The organism is Shinella zoogloeoides, assembly GCF_020883495.1.
GTDB classification, from domain to species: Bacteria; Pseudomonadota; Alphaproteobacteria; order Rhizobiales; family Rhizobiaceae; genus Shinella; species Shinella zoogloeoides.
Map to the genome: position 1 here is coordinate 604,709 of NZ_CP086610.1, position 20,306 is coordinate 625,014.

Genomic DNA, 20,306 nt, shown 5'->3' on the forward strand with positions numbered 1-20,306 from the left:
TCGAACCCGGAGACAAACGGAGTTCGAGCGTGAGCGTCGCATTCGTCAAGGAAGAAAGTGCGGAAACGGCAGCGGAGACCCAGCTTCCGGACCGCCCCATCTCGCCCCACCCGAATCTGGTGACGGAAGCGGGCCTGAAAGCGCTGGAACGCCAGCTCCAGGAGGCGCGCGCCGCCTTCGAGGCCGGCAACGGCGTCGAGGACATCAACGAGCGCCGCCGCCAGACGGCAGGTCCGGCGCGCGATATCCGCTATCTCGTCGAGCGCCTGCGCACCGCCCAGCTCATCGCCCCGCCCGCTTCGAACGACGTCGTCGCCTTCGGCAGCACCGTGACGTTCAACCGGGACGACGGGCGCGTGCAGACCTACCGCATCGTCGGCGAGGACGAGGCCGACCCCAAGGCGGGGTCGATCTCCTATGTCTCGCCGGTCGCCCGGCTGCTGATGGGCAAGAGCGTCGGTGATGCGGTGACGGTCGGCGGGCAGGAACTGGAGATCGAGAAGATCGTCTAGGCGCGCCGGCCTTTCCGTATCAGGTCCCGGCCTTCTCCACGCTGCCCGAAACGAGGCGGCCCTTGTGGAAGGTGGCGGTGCGGGCCGGCAGGCGCGCGACGGCCTCGGCGGTGCAGCTTGCCGGGGCAAGCGAAAAGCCGGCTTCGTCGCCAACCTTCGGCCAGACGCGGTTGCCGTCGTCGTCGAGCGGCAGCACGCCGCCGGTCGAGATGGCGAGCGAGCGGGAGAGGCTGTATTCGTCCGAGCCGCGATAGAGCTGGGCGTAGAGATTGGCCTTTTCCAGCATGTCGCCGCTGCCGAAGGGCGACCAGTGGTCGATCACGCTGTCCGTGCCGGTCATGACGGCGACGCCCGCCTCGCAAAGCTGCGCCAGCGGCATGACCATTCGGCCGATCGGAACGGTCGAGGCGATGGCAACACCGTTTTCGGCAAGGCGCGCGGCGGTCTGCGCAAGCTGCTCCGGCCCGAGATCGGCCAGCGCGAAGGCGTGGCTGATCGTCAGCCTGTTCTTCAGGGCGGGGGTCTTTTCCACCATGTCCAGCATGTAGTCGATGGCGGCGATGCCCGAAGGGTTGCCCTCGTGCAGGTGGATATCGACGCCCTTACCTGTGTCGAGCGCGATCTGGAACATGGCGTCGAGCGATTTTTCCATCGCGCCGTCGATATTGGTCGGGTCGAGACCTCCGACGAAGTCGACGCCTATTCCCATCGCCTCGCGCATCAACCCCTCGACCCTGGAATGGAGGAGGCCATGCTGCGGGAAGGCGACGATCTCGCAGGCGAAATCGTCGGTATGCTTCTCCAGCGCGCGCTTCAGGTGTTCGAGGCTCTTCAGGCCGCTGACGGGATCGATGTTGCAATGGCTGCGCGCGACGGTGCTGCCTTTGGATTGCAGGAGGGCGATCAGGCCCTCGGCGCGCTCGACGGAGGTCGGCAGGAGTTGCGGCAGCAGCTTCTCCTCCAGCGCGATCATGTCCATGATCGTCTTGCCCTTGCGCGGGCGCGGGGCCTGCCAGGGGCCGCCATAGAAGGTCTTGTCGAGGTGGATGTGCATGTCGCGCAGGGTGGGCAGCGCGAGCTGGCCGTTCGCCCGGTATGTGGGCAGGCCGGCGGGAAGGAGGCTGCCAGCGGCATGCAGCGCGGCGATCCGGCCATCGCGGATTTCCAGGGTGTAAAGCGCGGTGCGGGTCGCGACGATGACGTCGCCGTCCCTCTCGAAGCCTTCCTCCAGCCTGACGTCGGCGATGAGATAATGGGTGTCCTTCACAGACGTCACGGCGCTGTCCTTTGCATTCGATTGGCAACCGGCCGCGCGTGAGAGCGCGGCCGGCGGTTTCGGTCTTAGAAGCTGACGGCGCGGTCGCCGTTCTCGTCCTGAATGCGGGTCGGCAGGCCGATGCGGTTCAGGAGGTTGATGAAGGGCTTCGGCGGCAGCTCTTCCACGTTGGCCATCTTCTTCACGTCCCACTCGCCGGTGGCGACCAGCATCGCGGCGGCGACCGGCGGAACGCCGGCGGTGTAGGAGATGCCCTGCGAACCGACTTCCTCATAGGCTTCCTTGTGGTCGGCCACGTTGTAGATGAAGACGGTCTTTTCCTTGCCGTCCTTCAGGCCCTTCACATAGTCGCCGATGCAGGTCTTGCCCTCGTAGCCGGGAGCGAGCGAGGCCGGATCGGGCAGAACGGCCTTGACGACCTTGAGCGGCACGACTTCCTGGCCTTCGGCGGTCTTGACCGGCTGCTCGGAGAGCAGGCCGAGGTTCTTCAGCACGGTGAAGACGTTGATGTAGTGATCGCCGAAGCCCATCCAGAAGCGCACATTCGCGCCGTCCATGTTCTTGGCGAGCGAATGCACCTCGTCATGGCCGCACAGATACGCGCGGCGCGTGCCGACGACCGGCAGGTCGTAATCCTTGCCGATTTCGAACATCTTGTTCGTCTGCCACTGACCGTTCTGCCAGGAATAGACGACGCCGGTGAATTCACGGAAGTTGATTTCCGGGTCGAAGTTCGTGGCGAAGTATTTACCGTGGCTGCCGGCATTGATGTCGACGATATCGACGTCTGTCACCTTGTCGAGATATTCGTCCTTGGCGAGCTTGGCATAGGCGTTGACGACGCCGGGGTCGAAGCCGGCGCCGAGGATGGCGGTGATGCCCTTCTCGGCGCATTCGGTGGCGCGCTTCCACTCGTAGTTACCGTACCACGGCGGGGTCTCGCAGATCTTGCCCGGCTCCTCGTGGATGGCGGTGTCGATATAGGCGACGCCCGTATCCATGCAGGCGCGCAGCACCGACATGTTGAGGAAGGCGGTGCCGACATTGATGACGATCTCAGACTTCGTCGACGTGATGAGCGCCTTGGTGGCCTCGATGTCGAGCGCGTCGAGGGCATGGCCTTCGAGCACGCCCGGCTGCTTCATCGCCTTCTTCTCATGAACGGACGCGATGATCTTGTCGCACTTCGCCTTGGTGCGCGAAGCGATGTGGATGTCGCCGAGCACGTCGTTGTTCTGGGCGCATTTATGCGCAACGACCTGTGCAACGCCGCCGGCGCCGATGATGAGCACGTTCTTCTTCATGTCCCGGAATAGCTCCTTCTGGGGTTGATGAGGGGATTAGGAAAGGCTTGCTTCGTAGTCCGCGTAATCGAATTCGCGGACGGTGCGGATGCTGCCATCGAGTTCACGGATGGCGATCGCCGGCATTTTCACGCCGTTGAACCAGTTCTTCTTGACCATGGTGTAGCCGGCCGCATCCTGGATGGAGATGCGGTCGCCGACCTTCAGTGCCTGCTCGAAATTGAACTCGCCGAAGATGTCACCGGCAAGGCAGGACTTGCCGCACACCATGTAGCGGTGCGGCCCGGTATTCGGGGAAAGCTTGGCGCTCTCGCGGTAGATCAGGAGGTCCAGCATATGCGCCTCGATGGATGAGTCCACGATGGCGAGGTCCTTGCCGTTGTTCAGCGTGTCGAGCACGGTCACTTCCAGCGAGGTGGACTTGGTGATCGAGGCTTCGCCCGGCTCCAGATAGACCTGCACGCCGTATTCGCCGGCAAAGCGCTTCAGCCGCTCGGCGAATTTTTCCAGCGGATAGTTTTCGCCGGTGAAGTGGATGCCGCCGCCGAGGCTCACCCATTCGGCCTTCTTCAGGAGGGGGGCGAACTTCTCCTCGATGGTGCCGAGCATGCGGTCGAACAGGTCGAAATCACCGTTCTCGCAGTTGTTGTGGATCATGAAGCCGGAGACACGATCCATGACCGGCTCGACCTTTTTCACATCCCATTCGCCGAGGCGAGAGAAGGGGCGGGCCGGGTCGGCAAGGTCGAAGCTGGAGGAGGAAATGCCGGGATTGAGGCGCAGGCCCCGCACGATGCCGGAGGCCTTGTCGGAAAAGCGGTCGAGCTGTCCGATGGAGTTGAAGATGATCTTGTCGGCGTGGCTGATGACCTCGTCGATCTCGTAATCGGCATAGGCGACGGAATAGGCGTGCGTTTCCTTGCCGAAGCGCTCGTGGCCGAGGCGCACTTCGTTCAGCGACGAGGAGGTCGTGCCATCCATGTAGTCCCGCATGAAATCGAAGACCGACCAGGTGGCGAAGCATTTCAGCGCCAAGAGCGCCTTGGCGCCGGAAATCTCGCGCAGCAGCGCGATCTTTTCCATGTTGGCGAGAAGCTTCGACTTGTCGATCAGGTAATAGGGCGTGTTCAGGGACATGGAAGACCTGTCTTCTTGCGGTGGATCGCGCGCCGGCCGGTGCCGGAACGCGAGGAATCGCGGCAGAAAGAGGCGTCAGCCTCCCGCTCCGCCTGGGCTCAGGGAAGGAACCGGCTGTACGGTATCGTCGTGCGGACACGGCGATGTGACAGCGCCTTGGCGCTGTTCGCCCGGTCGGCATATCGCGTGAAATGGAGGACGGGCAGGCGCGGTGTCTTCACCGGCCGCACGGGGCCGGAGGGCGTAACGGCGTCTAAGCCAGACCGTGCCGCGATGGCACGCATCGAAAAGCGTTCTTCCGTTCGGGGGGCATCTACCGAGCCCATCCCCGATTGGAAGAGGGCGTCGCAAGACATGGCGTCCTCCCCAACCAGCAGATGAAACCTGCAATAAGTGGCGGCTCTCTAGCACAGGCCGGCGGCACAATTCAATGCGGTACTTTTGCCGATTTTTTTCGGAAACGGCTCTTGCACCTCTAGTCGCTAGAGGTCGTAGAACATTCTCGACAGACTGAAGAGGATGATGCGATGTCCGATGTGAAAGAGACGCGGTTCCGGGTGGAGGGCATGGATTGCGCCTCCTGCGCCAGCAAGATCGATACGGCCGTGCGCCGCATGCCGGGGGTGGCGGACGTGTCCGTATCCGTGACGGCCGGCACCATGCGCGTGCAGCACGATGTCACGAGCGATCTGGAGGCAATCCGCCGCAAGGTCTCCGGCCTCGGCTATACCGTCACGCCGGGCGCGGCGCTCGCGGCGGAAAAGCCGGCCGGCAAACACGAGCATGGCCCCGGCTGCAATCACGACCATGGGCATAACCATGGGCACGGTCACGATCATGCACACGATCACGACCATCACGATCACGCCGGCCATGGCCACGACGCCAAACCGCAGGCTGCGGCCATCGAAGGGCTGCACGGTCATGACCATGGTCCTTCCGAAGGCCCGTGGTGGAAGGGCAGGAAGGGCCGCCTCACCATCTTCGCCGGCGCGGCGCTGGTCTTCGCCTATGGCATCGGCCATCTTTTCCCGTCCATCGCGACCTATGCCTTCATCATCGCCATGGCCGTCGGCCTCGTGCCGATCGCCCGCCGCGCCATCATGGCCGCGCTCGCCGGCACGCCCTTCTCCATCGAGATGCTGATGACCATCGCCGCCGTCGGCGCGGTGATCATCAACGCCACGGAGGAGGCCGCCGCCGTCGTCTTCCTCTTCCTCGTCGGCGAATTGCTGGAAGGCGTCGCAGCCGGCAAGGCGCGCGACAGCATCCGCTCGCTCTCCGCGCTGGTGCCGAAGACGGCCTTGCTGGAGGACGCGGAGGGCCGCACGAAGGAGGTGCCGGCCGAATCGTTGGCCGTCGGCGCCGTCATCCTCGTGCGCCCGGGCGACCGCATCTCCGCCGATGGCACGATCATCGAGGGCGAGAGCGCCATCGACGAGGCCCCCGTCACCGGAGAAAGCACGCCGGTGCGCAAGGACGTCGGCGACACGGTCTTCGCCGGCACGGTCAATGGCGATGCGGCTCTGCGCATCCGCGTCACGGCCGCTGCGGCCGACAACACCATCGCCCGCGTCATCAAGCTGGTCGAGGAGGCGCAGGAATCGAAAGCCCCGACCGAGCGCTTCATCGACCGTTTCTCGAAATATTATACGCCCGGCGTGGTCGTCGTCGCCGCGCTCGTCGCGCTCGTCCCGCCGCTGTTCTTCGGCGGCGACTGGAACGCGTGGGTCTACAAGGGCCTCGCCGTGCTGCTGATCGGCTGCCCCTGCGCGCTCGTTATCTCCACGCCCGCCGCCATCGCCGCCGCGCTGTCGTCCGGCGCGCGTCGCGGCCTGCTCATGAAGGGTGGGGCGGTTCTGGAAGGCCTGGGGAAACTCACCGCCATCGCCTTCGACAAGACCGGCACGCTGACCGAGGGCAAGCCCAAGGTCACCGATGTCGTCGCCTTCTCCCAGCCGGCGGCTGAGGTCCTGCGTCTCGCCGCCGCGCTGGAGACCGGCTCCAGCCATCCGCTGGCGCTCGCCATCCTCGGCAAGGCCGCCGAAGACGGCATCGTTCCCCCGGTTGCCACCGGCTCGCGGGCGCTGGGCGGCAAGGGCGTCACCGCCACGGTCGAGGGCAGGGATGTCTTCCTCGGTTCGCCCAAGGCTGCCGCCGAGCGGGTCGCGCTTTCCGAGGAGGTGCAGGCCGCCACCACGGCGCTCAACGACGACGGCAAGACCGTCTCCATGCTGATCGTCGACGGCGTTCTCGCCGGGGCCATCGCCATGCGCGACGAGCCACGCGCCGATGCCGCCAGCGGCCTGAAGACCCTGCGGGACGCCGGCATCAAGACGATCATGCTGACCGGCGACAATGCCCGCACGGCAAAAGCCGTCGGCGCCGAACTCGGCATCGAGGTGCGTGCCGAGCTGATGCCCGAGGATAAGCAGCGCATCGTCGGCGAACTCCAGCGCGAGGGCTTCGTCGTCGGCAAGATCGGCGACGGCATCAACGACGCCCCGGCGCTCGCCGCCGCCGATATCGGCATCGCCATGGGCGGCGGCACGGATGTGGCGCTGGAAACGGCGGACGCCGCCATCCTGCACGGCCGCGTCGGCGACGTCGCGCTGATGGCGGACCTCTCGAAGCGCACCATGCGCAACATAGTGCAGAACATCGTCATCGCGCTCGGCCTCAAGGGCGTCTTCCTGGTGACGACCGTCATGGGTATCACCGGCCTGTGGCCGGCGATCCTCGCCGATACCGGCGCGACCGTGCTCGTCACGATGAATGCGCTGCGCCTGCTGCGGCCGATCCGCTAGAGCCTTTGCAGCCGAAGCGGTTCCGCTTCGGCTGCAAAGGCGGCAAAACAGGAATCCGGAGCATTTCGGTGAATCGGAATTCACCGAAATGCTCCGGGGCCTCAGTCGTGCTCGTCCGCGCAGAGATCGTGATTGGCCAATGCGCGGATGACGTAGCAATCGCTGATCTGGTCGGAATGGCAATGGCTGGTGATGCGCTCCAGCTCGGCTTCCAGCTTGCGAAGCCGGGCAATCTTGCGCCGCACGGTGGCAAGCTGCTCTGCGGCGATGCGGTCGGCGTCGTGGCAGGGGCGTTCGGGATGCTGGCTGAGGTCGATCAGCTCGCGGATGGCGTCGATGGTCAGGCCGAGGTCGCGGGCGTGGCGGATGAAGGCAAGGCGGTCGCGTTCCTCACGGGAGTAGCGCCGCTGGTTGCCTTCCGAGCGCCCGGCATGGGAGAGCAGCCCCATCTGCTCGTAATAGCGGATGGTCGGAACCTTGACGCCCGTTTCCCTGGAAAGATCGCCGATCGTCAGCATTGCTTCGCCTCATCAATGAACCGCCCAAGAGATGTGCCGTGCGCCGCCGCAAATCAAGCCTTCTCTTCCGGGGCCGGCCCGGCGCAAGCATCTGACGATATTTTGACCTCGTCGTGATCGCTGACGAAAGAAAGCCGCAAAGCTGGTCTTGAAGCTCGGGGAGCGTCAGGCTTTAAGCTCTGGCCGGAAACGAGGCATGATGCCGCGCCGGGCCGATGAAGGCCACAAGATTAACGAAGTTCTAAGCAATCGCTAGGACTCTGAAGCTTCGATGCGTCGCGGGGACTGCGGCGCGCCACGGACCTCGAAAACCGAAACCGACCCATGTTTGCGCTTCGCCATCGCCTTTCTTCTGGAACCGCCCGCCCGCGTCTTTCGCTTTTCGCGCGGCTTGCCGCCGCGGCCGTTGCCGGCAGCCTGCTCGCCGGCTGCATGGCCATGGACGTCGCCTCGCTCGCCGAGACGCCCAAGCTTTCCAGCAAGGTGAAGGCGGAGATGTCGAAGAAGAAGATGCGGCCGGAAAGCCCCGTGCTCGTGCGCATCTTCAAGCAGGAAAGCGAGCTGGAGGTCTGGAAGGTCGATACGAGCGGCAAATATGCGTTGTTCAAGACCTATCCGATGTGCCGCTGGTCCGGCAAGCTCGGCCCCAAGACGAAGAGCGGCGACCGCCAGGCGCCGGAAGGCTTCTACCATGTCTCCGCCGGCATGCTGAACCCGAACTCGCAATATTACGTCTCCTTCAACCTCGGCTATCCGAACAAGCTGGAATCGGCGCTCGGCTATACGGGCGAGGCGCTGATGGTGCATGGCGCCTGCTCCTCCTCGGGCTGCTACGCCATGACCGATCAGGGCGTCGGCGAAATCTACGCCATCGTGCAGAAGGCGCTGGAAGGCGGGCAGGAGCGGTTCCAGGTGCAGGCCTATCCGTTCCGCATGACCACGGAGAACATGGCCAAGCACAAGGACGACCCGAACATGTCCTTCTGGCGCACGCTGAAGGAGGGCTACGACGCCTTCGCCTTCACCAGGCGCCAGCCGAAGGTCTCCGTCTGCGGCGGCCGCTACGTCTTCAACAAGGACTTCGCGGATGGCGAGCCGGACGACCCGCTCGCCCAGTGCCCGGCCACCGTCGATGGAGCCGATGGCGAGCTGATGGCGAAGATCGGCGCGGAGCAGAAGAAGCTGGATGCGGCCTTCGCGGGCGCCGCGCCGGTCTCCAGCTTCTCCTATTCGGACGGCGGCATGCATCCGAGCTTCCGCACGCTGCTCAAGCAGGAAGGCGCAAAGGGCATGGCCGCGCGCATCTCGCGCACGAAATACCCCGTCAGCCGGCCCGAGGCGGCGCTTGCCGACCCCTACGACGATTGACGCAAGAGGCGGCCATCGCGGCCGCCTATTGACTGTATACGATTTTATCACATTATTGCGCGCAATTTGATCCGCCCAGCCGGCGGATCGATCCATGGACATATGGAGGCGCGACATGACGGAAACTCTCTTCACCAATGCGAAGCTGGCGGACGGTTCGCTGAAGGACATCGGCGTGGCCGGCGGCCGCATCGTTTCCATCGCACCGGCCGGCGCTGCCTCGGATACGGCTTCGATGGTCGATATTGCCGGCGCGCTGCTGGTGCCGGCTTTTGTCGAGGGGCATATCCATCTCGATACCAGCTTCTACGGCGACAAGTGGATTGCGCACAAACCCTGCACCAACGGCTTCGACGTGCATGAGCGCGTCGCCTTCCAGGCGGAAAACATGGCGGGGGCCGCGCCGATGGCCGAGCGCGCCCGCAACCAGCTCGAACTGTGCGTTTCCAACGGCTCCCTCCAGATGCGCAGCCATGTCATGGTCGATGGCTCCGTCGGGCTGAAGTCGCTGGAGACGATCCTGGCCGTCCGCGAGGCGTATCGCGATATCATCGACATCCAGCTTGTCGCCTTCCCGCAGAGCGGCATCCTGAAAAGCCCCGGCACGCCGGAACTGCTGGACGAAGCCATCGCCATGGGGGCCGATCTCGTCGGCGGCCTCGACCCGGCGAGCTTCGACCGTGATGTGCAGGGCCATCTCGATGTCGTCTTCGGCGTTGCCGGCAAGCATGGCGTCGGCGTCGATATTCACCTGCACGATTTCGGCACGCTCGGCGCTTTCACCGTGGAGGAGATCTGCGCCCGTACGGTCGCGCTTGGCATGCAGGGCAAGGTGGCGATCAGCCATGCCTACGGCCTCGGCAATCTCGACCCGGACGCCGCCCGCCGTATCGGCGCGAAGATTGCCGCCGCCGGTGTCTCCATCATGACCAATGCCCCGGGCGACCACGCCTTCCCGCCCGTCGCGCTCCTGCGCGGGGAGGGCGTCAACGTCTTTGCCGGCAGCGACAACATTCGCGATTCCTGGTGGCCTTACGGCGATGGCGACATGCTGGGCCGCGCCATGATGATCGGCTACCGCTCCGGCTTCTACACCGACGAGGAGCTTTCCGCCGCCTTCGACGTGGTGACCGCCGCCGGGGCGAAGGCCCTCGGCCTCGAAGGTTATGGCATCGCGGTCGGTGCGAAGGCCGATTTCGTGACGCTGGCCGCCGCGCATGTGCCGGAGGCCGTGGTGGCGTTGCCTAAGGGCCGCCGGGTGTTCAGGGCTGGTCGGCTGGTCGCGGAGAACGAGGCGATGGTCCGCTGAACGGAAAAGGGCGCGCCAGTCTCCACCGGCGCGCCCTTTTATTTGATCTCCTCGAAGCCGCTTATGTGCGCGGCTTCAGGTTCTCGGGGTCGTACAGCGGCTTGTAGCCGATGCTGACCACCTCGACCGGGTAGCTCTCGTCGAAATATTCGATGTTGAGCTTGCGGCCTTCCTGGCAATAGGCGTGCGGCAGGTAGGCGAGCGCGATGTTCTTGCCGATGGTCGGACCGAAGGCGATGGAGGTCGTGTAGGAGCGACGGCCGAGCTCGTCGATCAGGATTTCCCCCGTCGCCGGGTCCACGACCGGCAGATTGCCGAGCGGGTAGCGCTTGACGCCGTTCCGGTCCGTATTCTCCGTCATGAGAAGCGTGCAGAGCATGGCGGGCTGGTGGTCGCGCGCCTTGTATTCCAGATGCTTCGCCTTGCCGCGGAAATCGGCTTCCTTGACCTTGGGGCGGGCAAGGTCGGCCTCGATGAGGTTGTACTGGGTGAGAAGGTCCGCGTTCTGCAGGCGCAGGCTCTTTTCCATGCGGCGCGAGTTGGCATAGGTCTCGACGCCGACCGCCATGACGCCGGTGGAGCGCAGCGCATCCCACACGGCAAGGCCGTCCTCGTACTTCATGTGCAGTTCCCAGCCCTGCTCGCCGACATAGGAGATGCGGAAGGCGGTCACGTTCTTGCCGGCGATCTCGATCTGCTTGATCGCGGCGAAGGGGAAGTTCTCGATATCGAGGCCGGCCGGGTCCGCGACCACCTTCTTCAGGTTTTCGCGGGCGTTCGGGCCCCAGATGCCGATGGTGATGAACTTCTCCGACGTGTCGGTGATGGTGACGTCGAGGCCGCGATCCTCGGCCACGCGCTTCATGTAGTGGAAGTCGCGCGGGCCGGCATCGGCGCCGTTCACGAGGCGGCAGCGGTCGGCCATGCGGAAGACGGTGAAGTCGGCGCGCACCATGCCCTCGTCGTCGAGGAAGTGGGTGTAGATGCCCTTGCCGATATTGCCGTCGCCGCCGATTTTTGCCGCGCAGAGCCATTCCAGCAGATCCACATGGTCGGGGCCTTCGATGTCGACCATGTGGAAGTGCGAGAGGTTGATGATGCCGCAATCCTCGCTCAGCGCCAGATGCTCGGCATTGGAGACGCGCCAGAAGTGGCGGCTGTCCCATTCGTTCTCGCGCACCGGAACGCGGTCGCCGTATTTTTCCAGCAGGTGCTCGTTGGCCTTGTAGCCGTGCGCACGCTCCCAGCCGCCCAGTTCCATGAAGTAGCCGCCGAGTTCCTTCTCGCGCTCATGGAAGGGCGAGCGCTTGGCGCCGCGGCCCGAGGCATAGGGTTCGCGGTTGTGGACGGCCGGGAAGTAGATCTTCTGGGCGGCCTCGTAGCAGCGGCCCTCGATGAACGTCTCTTCGAGCTGGTGCGGATAGAAGCGGGAATAATCGATGGAGTTGTGGTCGATCTCGGTGCGGCCGTCCGTCATCCAGTCGGCGATGAGCTTGCCGTAGCCGGGGCCGTCCTTCACCCAGATGGCGACGCAGTACCATAGACCGCGCACCTTCTGGCTCTCGCCGCAGGACGGGCCGCCGGCGGCGGAAACCTGAAGCAGGCCGTTGAAGGAATGGCCTTCGTTATAGCCGAGTTCGCCGAGGATCGGCGTCAGCTCCATGGCCTTTTCCAGCGGCTCGAGGATTTGCTCCATGTCGAGGTCGCGCTGCGAGGGCGAAAGGCGCGCCTCGTGCTTTTCGAGAATGTCGCGCGGGTGGCAGAGGCGCGGATTGGTTTGCTCGTAATAGCCCCATTCGATCTGGCCGCCCTCGGTGGTCTTCGGGTCGCCGGTGTCGCGCATATAGGCGGAGTTGCCCTGGTCGCGCAGCAGCGGGAAGCCGATTTCCTTGCCGGTGCCTTCGAACTCGTTGTACGGGCCGAAGAAGGTCAGCGGATGGTCGACCGGCATGACGGGCAGGTCCTCGCCGACCATTTCGGCGATCAGGCGGCCCCAGATGCCGGCGCAGACGATGACATGGTCCGCCATGATCGTGCCGCGATGGGTGACGACGCCCTTGATACGGCCCTTCTCGACGATGAGCGCGGTCGCCGGCGTGTTGCCGTAGACCTGCAGCTTGCCGGACTTTTCGGCGGCGTCGACCAGCTTGCCCGCAACGGTCTGCGAACGCGGCACGACGAGGCCGGCATCCGGGTCGAACAGGCCGCCCATGACCTGATCTTCCTCGATCAGCGGGAACATCTGCTTGATTTCGGACGGCGAGACATAATGCGCGCGGGTGCCGAAGGCGCGGGCGGAGGAAAGCTTGCGCTTGATCTCTTCCATCCAGCTATCGTCGCCCGTGCGGGCGACTTCGAGGCCGCCGATGCGCGCGTAGTGGCCCATCTTCTCGTAGAAATCGATGGAATACTGGGTCGTCCAGACCGAGAGATAGTCGTGGCTGGTCGTGTAGCAGAAGTCCGAGGCATGCGCCGTCGAACCGATATCGGTCGGGATGCCCGACTTGTCGATGCCCACGATATCGTCCCAGCCGCGCTCGATGAGATGATGGGCGATAGACGCGCCCACGATGCCACCCAAACCGATGATGACGACCTTCGCCTTTTGCGGAAACTCTGCCATGCTCATAGACCCCGATGAGAAATTTCAGCCGATTTTAGGGCCTCGGCCGATGTCAGTGCAGCCTGTCTGCGACTCGTCCGCGACCAGTTCCGACAGTCCTCCGAAGCGGTGCCCTCAGCCGGTGGCGCGACCCTAGCGGATCGCGCGGGGCGTGCAACGCCTTTCGCCGCGACGGGCGGCCGGTTCAGGCAACGACATTGCGCACGAAGCGGACGACGCCTTCGCCGGGATTGGCATAGGCATAGGCCCGGTCGGTGGCGTAGACGGCGAAGCTGCCGGCCGGATAGTCCTTGGCGACGCCGGAAAGCTCGAGCCGCAGCGTGCCCTCGGTCACGAAGATCATTTCGTGCCAGCCGGCCGGGTCCGGTTCGGCCTCGTAGCGCTCGCCGGGGCCGAGCGACCAGAGCCACATCTGCGCCTCCGTCGCCGCCGGGGCCGAGCCGAGCAGCACGGCGGCGCTTTCGGGGCCTGTCCCGCGCCAGGTTACCTCGTTGATCTCCGCCGAGGGTGCGCGGGCGGGGTCGCGCACCAGATCGACGAAGCCGACGCCCATGGCGGCCGCCAGCTTGTCGAGGCTCGACAGGCTGATATTCGCATCGCCCCCTTCCAGCGCCACGATCATGCGGCGGCTGATGCCGGAGGCCTCCGCCAGCGCCACCTGACTGAGCCCGGCGGCCAGCCGGAAGCGCCGCAGGTTACCGGAAACATGGGCGAGCACGTCGCCGCGTTCTTGACTGTGCAATATGTTGCTCATATCGTTTCGTTATCGAAGGGGCGGCCGCGCCGCATCCCGCCTTCTAGCCCGAAAGGAGCCAGCCATGAAGATACGCGATTTCGGCGTCGAGATCTGGATGAACCGCTACGAGAACGATTGCGAGCTGAATCTCGCGGAAACCTGCGTGGAATCGCTGACGGTCGCCGAGCTTCTCGACATGGCCGGCAAGCGCGACGATATCCTCGCCGAACTCTTGCCGATGAAGCTCACCTATGGCGCCATCGAGGGCAGCGACCGGCTGCGCGGCCTGATCGCCGGCCTTTATGAACGGCAGGCGGCGGAGAATGTGGTCGTCACCCATGGCGCGATCGGCGCCAATGCGCTGGTGCATGAGACGCTGGTGGAGCCGGGCGACCGGGTCATTTCGGTTCTCCCAACCTACCAGCAGCACTATTCCATTCCGGAGAGTTTTGGCGCGGATGTCCGGATATTGAAGCTGACGGAGGCGCACGGCTTCCTGCCGGACCTTGAGGAGCTGCGCCGCCTCGCCGCGCCCGGCACCAAACTCATCTGCCTCAACAATCCCAACAACCCGACCGGCTCGCTGATGGATCGGGACTTTCTCTTGCAGGTCGTGGAGATCGCGCGCGGCTGCGGCGCATGGGTCCTCTGTGACGAGGTCTATCGCGGCACGGACCAGCAGGGCGACGGCATGACTGCTTCCATCGCCGATCTTTACGAAAAAGGCATCAGCACCGGCAGCATGTCCAAGACATGGTCGCTTGCCGGCCTGCGTCTCGGCTGGATCGTCGGGCCGAAGACGCTGCTGCATGCAGTCTCCATCCACCGCGACTACAATACGATCAGCGTCGGCATGCTCGATGATCACTTCGCCGCCATCGCGCTGGAGAACCGCGACAAGATTCTTGCCCGCAGCCATGCGATCACCCGGCGCAACCTCGCGATCCTCGCCGAATGGGTGGAGGATGAGCCGTTGATCGCCTGGGTAAAGCCGCAATCCGGCACGACGGCACTCCTGAAATACGACCTGCCGATAAGCTCCGAAGCCTTCTGCACGACGCTGTTGGAGCGCACCGGCGTCATGCTGACGCCGGGCAGCGCCATGGACATGGAGGGTTACCTGCGCATCGGCTATGCGAACGGGGAGGCGATCCTGCGCGAGGGGCTGAAACGCCTGTCCGTCTTCCTGCGGGAAGAGCAGGCGGCACGCGCCGCCTGAGGTTGTTCGTTAACGGAAGCTTACCGGACCCATGCGTCTTCCGCATGGGTGACGTGCTGGCTTGTCGCTGTACTGCATTGCAGCATAAGCCTATAAAGCGGTCATCGAAAGACGCGGCGCCACGGACCGGTGCCGAACAGAGAGCCTCTGAAAGGGGATCATCATGAACATGGCACGTTCCTTCAACAATTGGCGCAAGTACCGTCAGACCGTCAACGAACTCGACCGCATGAGCGCGCGTGAACTGCGCGACCTCGGCATCGAGCGCTCGGAAATCAAGACCGTCGCCCGCGCCGCCGTCGGCTTCTGACCGACGCGCCGGAAACGGCGGAATTCGAAGACGCCCGCCCTCCGGCGGGCGTTTTTGCACGTGCGAACGAATCGCCTGCGTCTGCCTTAATTCAACGGAATTGAGATATACGTCACGCGCATAACGCATAGCTGCCTTGCAAAACGATGCCTATCGAATAATCAGGAATCGGATATAGTCATATTTATCGAAGCAACGTACCTCCTCCCACGAAGCTTCGATGGATGCAGAAGGCCCACTCCTCCTCCCAGGGCCGACTGCTGGAATGGCGGCACTCCTCCTCCCAGTCGCCATTCGGTTCTATCGGAAAGCCTGCCGCACCTCCTCCCGCGGCAGGCTTTTCCATTTCTGGACCTCTTTTCCCACACGACGATATCGAAACCGGCCGATCCGCTTAGGCAGTTTCATTGTGTTTTTGAAAATATAGCGCTGGCAAAGGCCTATGTGCCGCTATATTCAAAAGGATATCACGCTGCCGGCAAGGCAGGAAAAGGGAGAATAGCCATGAACCGTCGCCTGCTTCTGAAACTCGTCGTTGCCGCGCTTGCGGCCCTGCCGCTTGCCCTGCCGGCCGCCGCCGCGGACAAGGTCACCGTCTTTGCCGCCGCCAGCCTCAAGAACGCGCTCGATGCGGCCAATGCCGCCTGGCAGACGGAAAGCGGCAACGAGACGGCGGTCTCCTATGCCGCAAGCTCGGCGCTCGCCAAGCAGATCGAGGCGGCGGCCCCCGCCGATCTCTTCATCTCGGCAGACCTTGCCTGGATGGATTACGTCGCCGAGAAGAAGCTGATCAAGGACGACACCCGCGTGAACCTCCTCGGCAACCGCATCGTGCTCGTCGCGCCCAAGGACAAGGCTTCGACGGTCGAGATCAAGGACGGTTTCGACCTCGCCGGCCTCGTCGGCGACGGCAAGCTTGCCATGGGCGCCGTCGACAGCGTGCCGGCCGGCAAATACGGCAAGGCGGCACTTGAAAAGCTCGGCGTCTGGTCCTCCGTCGAAGGCAAGGTCGCCGGCGCGGAAAGCGTGCGCGCGGCGCTCGCCCTCGTCTCGCGCGGCGAAGCGCCCTACGGCATCGTCTACCAGACGGATGCCGCCGCCGATCCGGGCGTCGCCGTCGTCGGCACCTTCCCGGAAGACAGCCACCCGCCGATCATCTACCCGGTCGCGATCCTCTCTGAATCCAAGAGCGCGGCCGCCGGCGCTTATCTCGACTTCCTGAAGTCCGACAAGGCCGCGCCCTTCTTCACGGAGCAGGGCTTCACCATCCTGAAGTAAGTGAGGCTCGCGACAGGCCGGGATGATAGCTCGGGACTGTTGTGTGAGAGACCCCCTCTCCACAAGGGGAGGGCAATCGCCTATGGAATTCGGCGATGCAGCTTTTTCCCTTCTCCCCTCGGGGAGAAGGTGGCCCGAAGGGTCGGATGAGGGGGCACCCACAGGGCTCGATTTTTCCCGCCTTCGGCACCCCCCATCCGCCTGCCGGCACCTTCTCCCCGCTGGGGAGAAGGAAGATGGGGCGAGCGTTCCGTTTCATATGCGTTCGTTCTGCCCTAGTGGTGCGCGCGGGCAGGCAGAGAGGGAATCGGCAGCAATGAGGAAACCGCGTGGACTGGCTTGCCCTGAGCGATGAGGAATGGACGGCGATCCGGCTCAGCCTTCGGGTCGCGTCGGTGGCCGTCCTCTTCAGCCTGCCGCTCGGCATTTTCGTGGCGCTGGCGCTGGCGCGCGGCCGCTTCTGGGGCAAGTCGCTGCTGAACGGCCTCGTCCACCTGCCGCTCATCCTGCCGCCGGTCGTCACCGGCTTCCTCCTGCTCATTCTCTTCGGCCGGCGCGGTCCCATCGGCGCGCTGCTCGACGAATGGTTCGGCATCGTGCTCTCCTTCCGCTGGACCGGCGCGGCGCTCGCCTGCGGCGTCATGGGTTTCCCGCTGATGGTGCGCTCCATTCGCCTCTCCATCGAGGCGGTGGACCGCAAGCTGGAAGAGGCGGCCGGCACGCTCGGCGCAAGTCCTCTCTGGGTCTTTTTCACCGTCACCCTGCCGCTCATCGTCCCCGGCGTGCTCGCCGGCATGATCCTCGCCTTCGCCAAGGCCATGGGCGAATTCGGCGCGACGATCACCTTCGTCTCCAACATTCCCGGCGAGACGCAGACGCTGTCCGCCGCCATCTATACCTTCACCCAGGTGCCCGGCGGCGATGCCGGGGCGATGCGCCTCACCCTCGTCGCCATCGCCATCTCCATGGCGGCGCTGATCGCCTCGGAATTCCTCGCCCAGCGCCTCGGCCGCAAGGTGCATCTCGAATGAGCCTTACCGTCGAAGCAAGGCACCGGCTTGGCCATTTCTCGCTGGAAGCCGCCTTCACCTCCGAAGGCGGCGTGACGGCGCTGTTCGGCCGTTCCGGCTCGGGCAAGACCTCGCTCATCCGCATCATCGCCGGCCTGACGCGCCCGACGGAAGGCCGCGTCGTGCTGGATGGCGACGTGCTGGCCGATACGGCGCGCCGCATCTTCCTGCCGCCGCACCGTCGCCGCTTCGGCTATGTCTTCCAGGAGGCCCGGCTCTTTCCGCACCTGACGGTCCGCCAGAACCTCCATTACGGCCGCTGGTTCTCCCCGAAGGGCGCACGCACGGAAAACCCGGACCGCATCATCGGCCTGCTCGGCATCGGCGACCTGCTGGATCGCCAGCCGGCCAACCTTTCCGGCGGCGAAAAGCAGCGCGTCGCCATCGGCCGAGCGCTTCTCTCGTCCCCGCGTCTGCTGCTGATGGACGAGCCGCTCGCCGCGCTCGACGACGAGCGCAAGGCGGAAATCCTGCCCTATCTGGAGCGCCTGCGCGACGAGGTTGGCATTCCCATCGTCTATGTCAGCCATTCCGTGGCCGAGGTCGCCCGCCTTGCCGACAAGGTGGTGCTGATGGCCGATGGCCGCATCGCCGCCGCCGGCCCCGCCTCGGATGTGCTCGGCGGCGCGCGGCTTTCCTCCGCGCTCGACCGCCGCGAGGCGGGCAGCGTGCTGTCCGGCCGGGTGGAGGCGCGCGACGCCGCCCATGGCCTTGCCACCATCCGCCTCGATGGCGGCGCGGCCGTCTTCGTGCCGGGTGCGGCCGTCTCGCCCGGCGAGGCGGTGCGCCTGCGCATTCCCGCCCGCGACGTGCTGGTGGCGACGGTGCGTCCCGAGGGCATCAGCGCGCTCAACATTCTCGAAGGTGTGGTGGAGACGGTGGAACCGGACGGGGAGGGCATGGCGAACCTGCGCATCGCCTGCGGCGGCGATCACATCCACGCCCGCATCACGGTCCTGTCGGTCGAGCGTCTCGGCCTTGCGCCGGGCCTGCCGGTGCATGCGGTCGTCAAGACGGTGGCGCTGGAATAGGGGTCAATCCGCCAGATTGGCGACGATCCAGCCGATATCGTTGGAGAGCGCCGCACGCGCCTTTTCTTCCATCGCCTGATAATGGGCGATCAGCGCCTCGCCGAACGGCGTCACGACGGCCCCACCGCCCTGCTTGCCGCCGCGCTGCGATTCGACGACGGGCTGCTTGAACAGCCGGTTCATCTCGTCGACCAGCAGCCAGGCCCGCCGGTAGGACATGTCCATCGCCCGTCCGCCGGCCGAAATCGAGCCGGTCTCCCTGATATGCGAGAGAAGCTGGATCTTCCCCCGCCCGATCCGGTTGTCCTGATCGAACTGGAGGCGGAAGATGAGCTTCGGCGCGGTCTTGCTGGCTGCTGACATGAAACTGGGCCCGTAATGATACGGGCCCAGATATAACAGCGTTTCCCGCCGAGGGAAGATTAGGCGGCGCGCTTCAGCGCATCGCCGAGGATCGAGACGATATCCTCGAAGTGCTTCTTTTCGGCGATCAGCGGCGGCGAGAAGGCGATGATGTCGCCAGTGACGCGGATCAGCAGGCCCTTCTCGAAGCAGTCGACGAAGACGTCATAGGCGCGTGCGCCCGGCGCGCCGTCGCGCGATGCCAGTTCGATGCCGGCGATGAGGCCGATGGTGCGGATGTCGATGACATGCGGCAGGCCCTTCAGCGAATGCATCGCCTCGTACCAGTCGTCCTGCAGCTCGGCGGCGCGGGTCAAAAGGCCCTCGTCGCGGTAGATGTCGAGCGTCGCGATACCGGCGGCGCAGGCCACCGGATGGCCGGAATAGGTATAGCCGTGGAACAGTTCGATGGCGTTTTCCGGCCCATGCATCAGCGCGTCGTGCACCTTGCGGCTGGAGAACACCGCGCCCATCGGGATCGCGCCGTTGGTCAGGCCCTTGGCGGTCGTCACGAGATCCGGCGTCACGCCGAAATAGTCGGTGGCGAAGGCGGCGCCCAGGCGGCCGAAGCCGGTGATCACTTCGTCGAAGATCAGGAGGATGCCGTGCTTGTCGCAGATCGCGCGCAGCTTTTCGAGATAGCCCTTCGGCGGAATGAGAACGCCGGTGGAGCCGGCGACAGGCTCGACGATGCAGGCCGCGATGGTTTCCGCGCCGTGCAGCGCGACCAGACGTTCCAGATCGTCCGCGAGGTCCGCGCCATGTTCCGGCTGGCCCTTCACATAGGCGTTCCTGGCAAGGTCATGCGTGTGGCGCAGGTGATCCGAGCCGTTGAGCTGCGGGAAGACGCGGCGGTTGTTGAGGATGCCGCCGACAGAGATGCCGCCGAAGCCGACGCCATGATAGCCGCGTTCGCGGCCGATGAGGCGCGTGCGCGTGCCCTGGCCGATGGCGCGCTGGTAGGCGATGGCGATCTTCAGTGCGGTATCGACCGATTCGGAGCCGGAGCCGGTGTAGAACACGCGGTCGAGCTTGGCGCCTTCCGGGCCGGGAGCGATTTCGGCAAGGCGTTCGGCGAAGTCGAAGGCGATCGGGTGGCCCATCTGGAAGGAGGGGGCGAAGTCCATCTGCGTGAGCTGGCGCTCGACGGCGGAGGCAATCTGGCGGCGGCCATGGCCGGCATTCACGCACCACAGGCCCGCGGTGCCGTCGAGAACCGTGCGGCCGTCCGCGCTGGTGTAATACATGCCTTCGGCGCTCGCGAGCAGGCGCGGCGCGGCCTTGAACTGGCGGTTGGCGGTGAAGGGCATCCAGTAGCTGTCGAGCACCGGAGCGTTGGGTTTGTTGTGGGCGTTCATGGGAGGTCTCCTCTGGTTGAGGCGATAGACGCCATGATTTGCCATGCC

Annotated in this window: 17 protein-coding genes; 9 read left to right on the forward strand and 8 right to left on the reverse strand. The window is 65.0% G+C overall.

From position 1 onward, the window contains the following. The first annotated feature begins 29 nt into the window (after window positions 1-29). Window positions 30-512, forward strand: coding sequence for a transcription elongation factor GreA (greA, locus tag K8M09_RS02945; RefSeq protein WP_160787842.1), 483 nt, complete (start codon window positions 30-32; stop codon window positions 510-512). 19 nt (window positions 513-531) lie between these two features. On the opposite strand, the gene K8M09_RS02950 is transcribed toward greA, so the two are convergent. The 3 genes from K8M09_RS02950 to K8M09_RS02960 all read right to left on the reverse strand — a co-directional run bounded on the left by K8M09_RS02950 (window position 532) and on the right by K8M09_RS02960 (window position 4,229). Next, window positions 532-1,788: an amidohydrolase family protein gene (locus tag K8M09_RS02950; RefSeq protein WP_160787841.1), complete on the reverse strand. Its 1,257-nt coding sequence runs from the start codon at window positions 1,786-1,788 to the stop codon at window positions 532-534. A gap of 65 nt (window positions 1,789-1,853) precedes the next feature. Next, window positions 1,854-3,092, reverse strand: coding sequence for a saccharopine dehydrogenase family protein (locus tag K8M09_RS02955; RefSeq protein ID WP_160787840.1), 1,239 nt, complete (start codon window positions 3,090-3,092; stop codon window positions 1,854-1,856). A gap of 36 nt (window positions 3,093-3,128) precedes the next feature. Continuing rightward, a complete protein-coding gene (locus K8M09_RS02960) occupies window positions 3,129-4,229 on the reverse strand; it encodes a carboxynorspermidine decarboxylase (protein ID WP_160787839.1) in 1,101 nt (366 codons plus the stop codon). Window positions 4,230-4,756: 527 nt separating this feature from the next. Here K8M09_RS02960 and K8M09_RS02965 point away from each other — a divergent pair. Continuing rightward, window positions 4,757-7,036, forward strand: coding sequence for a heavy metal translocating P-type ATPase (locus K8M09_RS02965; RefSeq protein ID WP_160787838.1), 2,280 nt, complete (start codon window positions 4,757-4,759; stop codon window positions 7,034-7,036). 101 nt (window positions 7,037-7,137) lie between these two features. On the opposite strand, the gene K8M09_RS02970 is transcribed toward K8M09_RS02965, so the two are convergent. After that, window positions 7,138-7,554 carry a MerR family transcriptional regulator gene (locus K8M09_RS02970; RefSeq protein ID WP_160787837.1) on the reverse strand — a complete coding sequence of 139 codons (417 nt, stop codon included), beginning with the start codon at window positions 7,552-7,554 and terminating at the stop codon, window positions 7,138-7,140. A 324-nt stretch (window positions 7,555-7,878) separates the two neighbouring features. On the opposite strand from K8M09_RS02970, the gene K8M09_RS02975 reads away from it, so the two are divergent. Both K8M09_RS02975 and K8M09_RS02980 read left to right on the forward strand, forming a co-directional pair. Then, entirely contained in the window at window positions 7,879-8,922 is a 1,044-nt protein-coding gene (locus K8M09_RS02975) for a murein L,D-transpeptidase family protein (RefSeq protein ID WP_206366705.1), read from the forward strand. Between the two features lie 115 nt (window positions 8,923-9,037). After that, complete coding sequence (locus K8M09_RS02980; RefSeq protein WP_160787836.1) at window positions 9,038-10,231, forward strand: amidohydrolase family protein; 1,194 nt, start codon at window positions 9,038-9,040, stop codon at window positions 10,229-10,231. A 61-nt stretch (window positions 10,232-10,292) separates the two neighbouring features. On the opposite strand, the gene K8M09_RS02985 is transcribed toward K8M09_RS02980, so the two are convergent. Both K8M09_RS02985 and K8M09_RS02990 read right to left on the reverse strand, forming a co-directional pair. Then, window positions 10,293-12,854 carry a GcvT family protein gene (locus K8M09_RS02985; RefSeq protein WP_160787835.1) on the reverse strand — a complete coding sequence of 854 codons (2,562 nt, stop codon included), beginning with the start codon at window positions 12,852-12,854 and terminating at the stop codon, window positions 10,293-10,295. 184 nt (window positions 12,855-13,038) lie between these two features. Then, window positions 13,039-13,608, reverse strand: coding sequence for a helix-turn-helix domain-containing protein (locus K8M09_RS02990; protein ID WP_160787834.1), 570 nt, complete (start codon window positions 13,606-13,608; stop codon window positions 13,039-13,041). A gap of 64 nt (window positions 13,609-13,672) precedes the next feature. Here K8M09_RS02990 and K8M09_RS02995 point away from each other — a divergent pair, with 64 nt between their 5' ends. From K8M09_RS02995 to modC, 5 genes are all read left to right on the forward strand, one after another. Continuing rightward, the gene (locus K8M09_RS02995) at window positions 13,673-14,809 is read left to right on the forward strand and encodes an aminotransferase (protein WP_160787833.1); all 1,137 of its coding nucleotides are present in this window, start codon (window positions 13,673-13,675) and stop codon (window positions 14,807-14,809) included. Between the two features lie 163 nt (window positions 14,810-14,972). Next, window positions 14,973-15,119: a DUF1127 domain-containing protein gene (locus K8M09_RS03000; protein ID WP_160787832.1), complete on the forward strand. Its 147-nt coding sequence runs from the start codon at window positions 14,973-14,975 to the stop codon at window positions 15,117-15,119. A 504-nt stretch (window positions 15,120-15,623) separates the two neighbouring features. Beyond that, entirely contained in the window at window positions 15,624-16,397 is a 774-nt protein-coding gene (modA, locus tag K8M09_RS03005; protein ID WP_160787831.1) for a molybdate ABC transporter substrate-binding protein, read from the forward strand. A gap of 329 nt (window positions 16,398-16,726) precedes the next feature. After that, window positions 16,727-17,428, forward strand: a complete 702-nt coding sequence (gene modB / locus K8M09_RS03010) for a molybdate ABC transporter permease subunit (protein ID WP_160787830.1) — start codon at window positions 16,727-16,729, stop codon at window positions 17,426-17,428. Next, window positions 17,425-18,498, forward strand: coding sequence for a molybdenum ABC transporter ATP-binding protein (gene modC, locus K8M09_RS03015; protein ID WP_160787829.1), 1,074 nt, complete (start codon window positions 17,425-17,427; stop codon window positions 18,496-18,498). The genes modB and modC overlap by 4 nt, the downstream gene beginning before the upstream one ends. A 3-nt stretch (window positions 18,499-18,501) precedes the next feature. On the opposite strand, the gene K8M09_RS03020 is transcribed toward modC, so the two are convergent. Together K8M09_RS03020 and K8M09_RS03025 are read right to left on the reverse strand one after the other, a co-directional pair. Beyond that, window positions 18,502-18,861, reverse strand: a complete 360-nt coding sequence (locus K8M09_RS03020) for a winged helix-turn-helix domain-containing protein (protein ID WP_160787828.1) — start codon at window positions 18,859-18,861, stop codon at window positions 18,502-18,504. 59 nt (window positions 18,862-18,920) lie between these two features. Then, complete coding sequence (locus K8M09_RS03025) at window positions 18,921-20,258, reverse strand: aspartate aminotransferase family protein (RefSeq protein ID WP_160787827.1); 1,338 nt, start codon at window positions 20,256-20,258, stop codon at window positions 18,921-18,923. Window positions 20,259-20,306 lie beyond the last annotated feature (48 nt).

Bases quoted from the DNA above. Each gene is read 5' to 3' on its own strand.
- K8M09_RS02955 (WP_160787840.1), bottom strand. From the start codon at position 3,092: ATGAAGAAGAACGTGCTCATCATCGGCGCCGGCGGCGTTGCACAGGTC.
- K8M09_RS02960 (WP_160787839.1), bottom strand. From the start codon at position 4,229: ATGTCCCTGAACACGCCCTATTACCTGATCGACAAGTCGAAGCTTCTC.
- K8M09_RS02965 (WP_160787838.1), top strand. From the start codon at position 4,757: ATGTCCGATGTGAAAGAGACGCGGTTCCGGGTGGAGGGCATGGATTGC.
- K8M09_RS02970 (WP_160787837.1), bottom strand. From the start codon at position 7,554: ATGCTGACGATCGGCGATCTTTCCAGGGAAACGGGCGTCAAGGTTCCG.
- K8M09_RS02975 (WP_206366705.1), top strand. From the start codon at position 7,879: ATGTTTGCGCTTCGCCATCGCCTTTCTTCTGGAACCGCCCGCCCGCGT.
- K8M09_RS02980 (WP_160787836.1), top strand. From the start codon at position 9,038: ATGACGGAAACTCTCTTCACCAATGCGAAGCTGGCGGACGGTTCGCTG.
- K8M09_RS02985 (WP_160787835.1), bottom strand. From the start codon at position 12,854: ATGGCAGAGTTTCCGCAAAAGGCGAAGGTCGTCATCATCGGTTTGGGT.
- K8M09_RS02990 (WP_160787834.1), bottom strand. From the start codon at position 13,608: ATGAGCAACATATTGCACAGTCAAGAACGCGGCGACGTGCTCGCCCAT.
- K8M09_RS02995 (WP_160787833.1), top strand. From the start codon at position 13,673: ATGAAGATACGCGATTTCGGCGTCGAGATCTGGATGAACCGCTACGAG.
- K8M09_RS03000 (WP_160787832.1), top strand. From the start codon at position 14,973: ATGAACATGGCACGTTCCTTCAACAATTGGCGCAAGTACCGTCAGACC.
- modA (WP_160787831.1), top strand. From the start codon at position 15,624: ATGAACCGTCGCCTGCTTCTGAAACTCGTCGTTGCCGCGCTTGCGGCC.
- modC (WP_160787829.1), top strand. From the start codon at position 17,425: ATGAGCCTTACCGTCGAAGCAAGGCACCGGCTTGGCCATTTCTCGCTG.
- K8M09_RS03020 (WP_160787828.1), bottom strand. From the start codon at position 18,861: ATGTCAGCAGCCAGCAAGACCGCGCCGAAGCTCATCTTCCGCCTCCAG.
- K8M09_RS03025 (WP_160787827.1), bottom strand. From the start codon at position 20,258: ATGAACGCCCACAACAAACCCAACGCTCCGGTGCTCGACAGCTACTGG.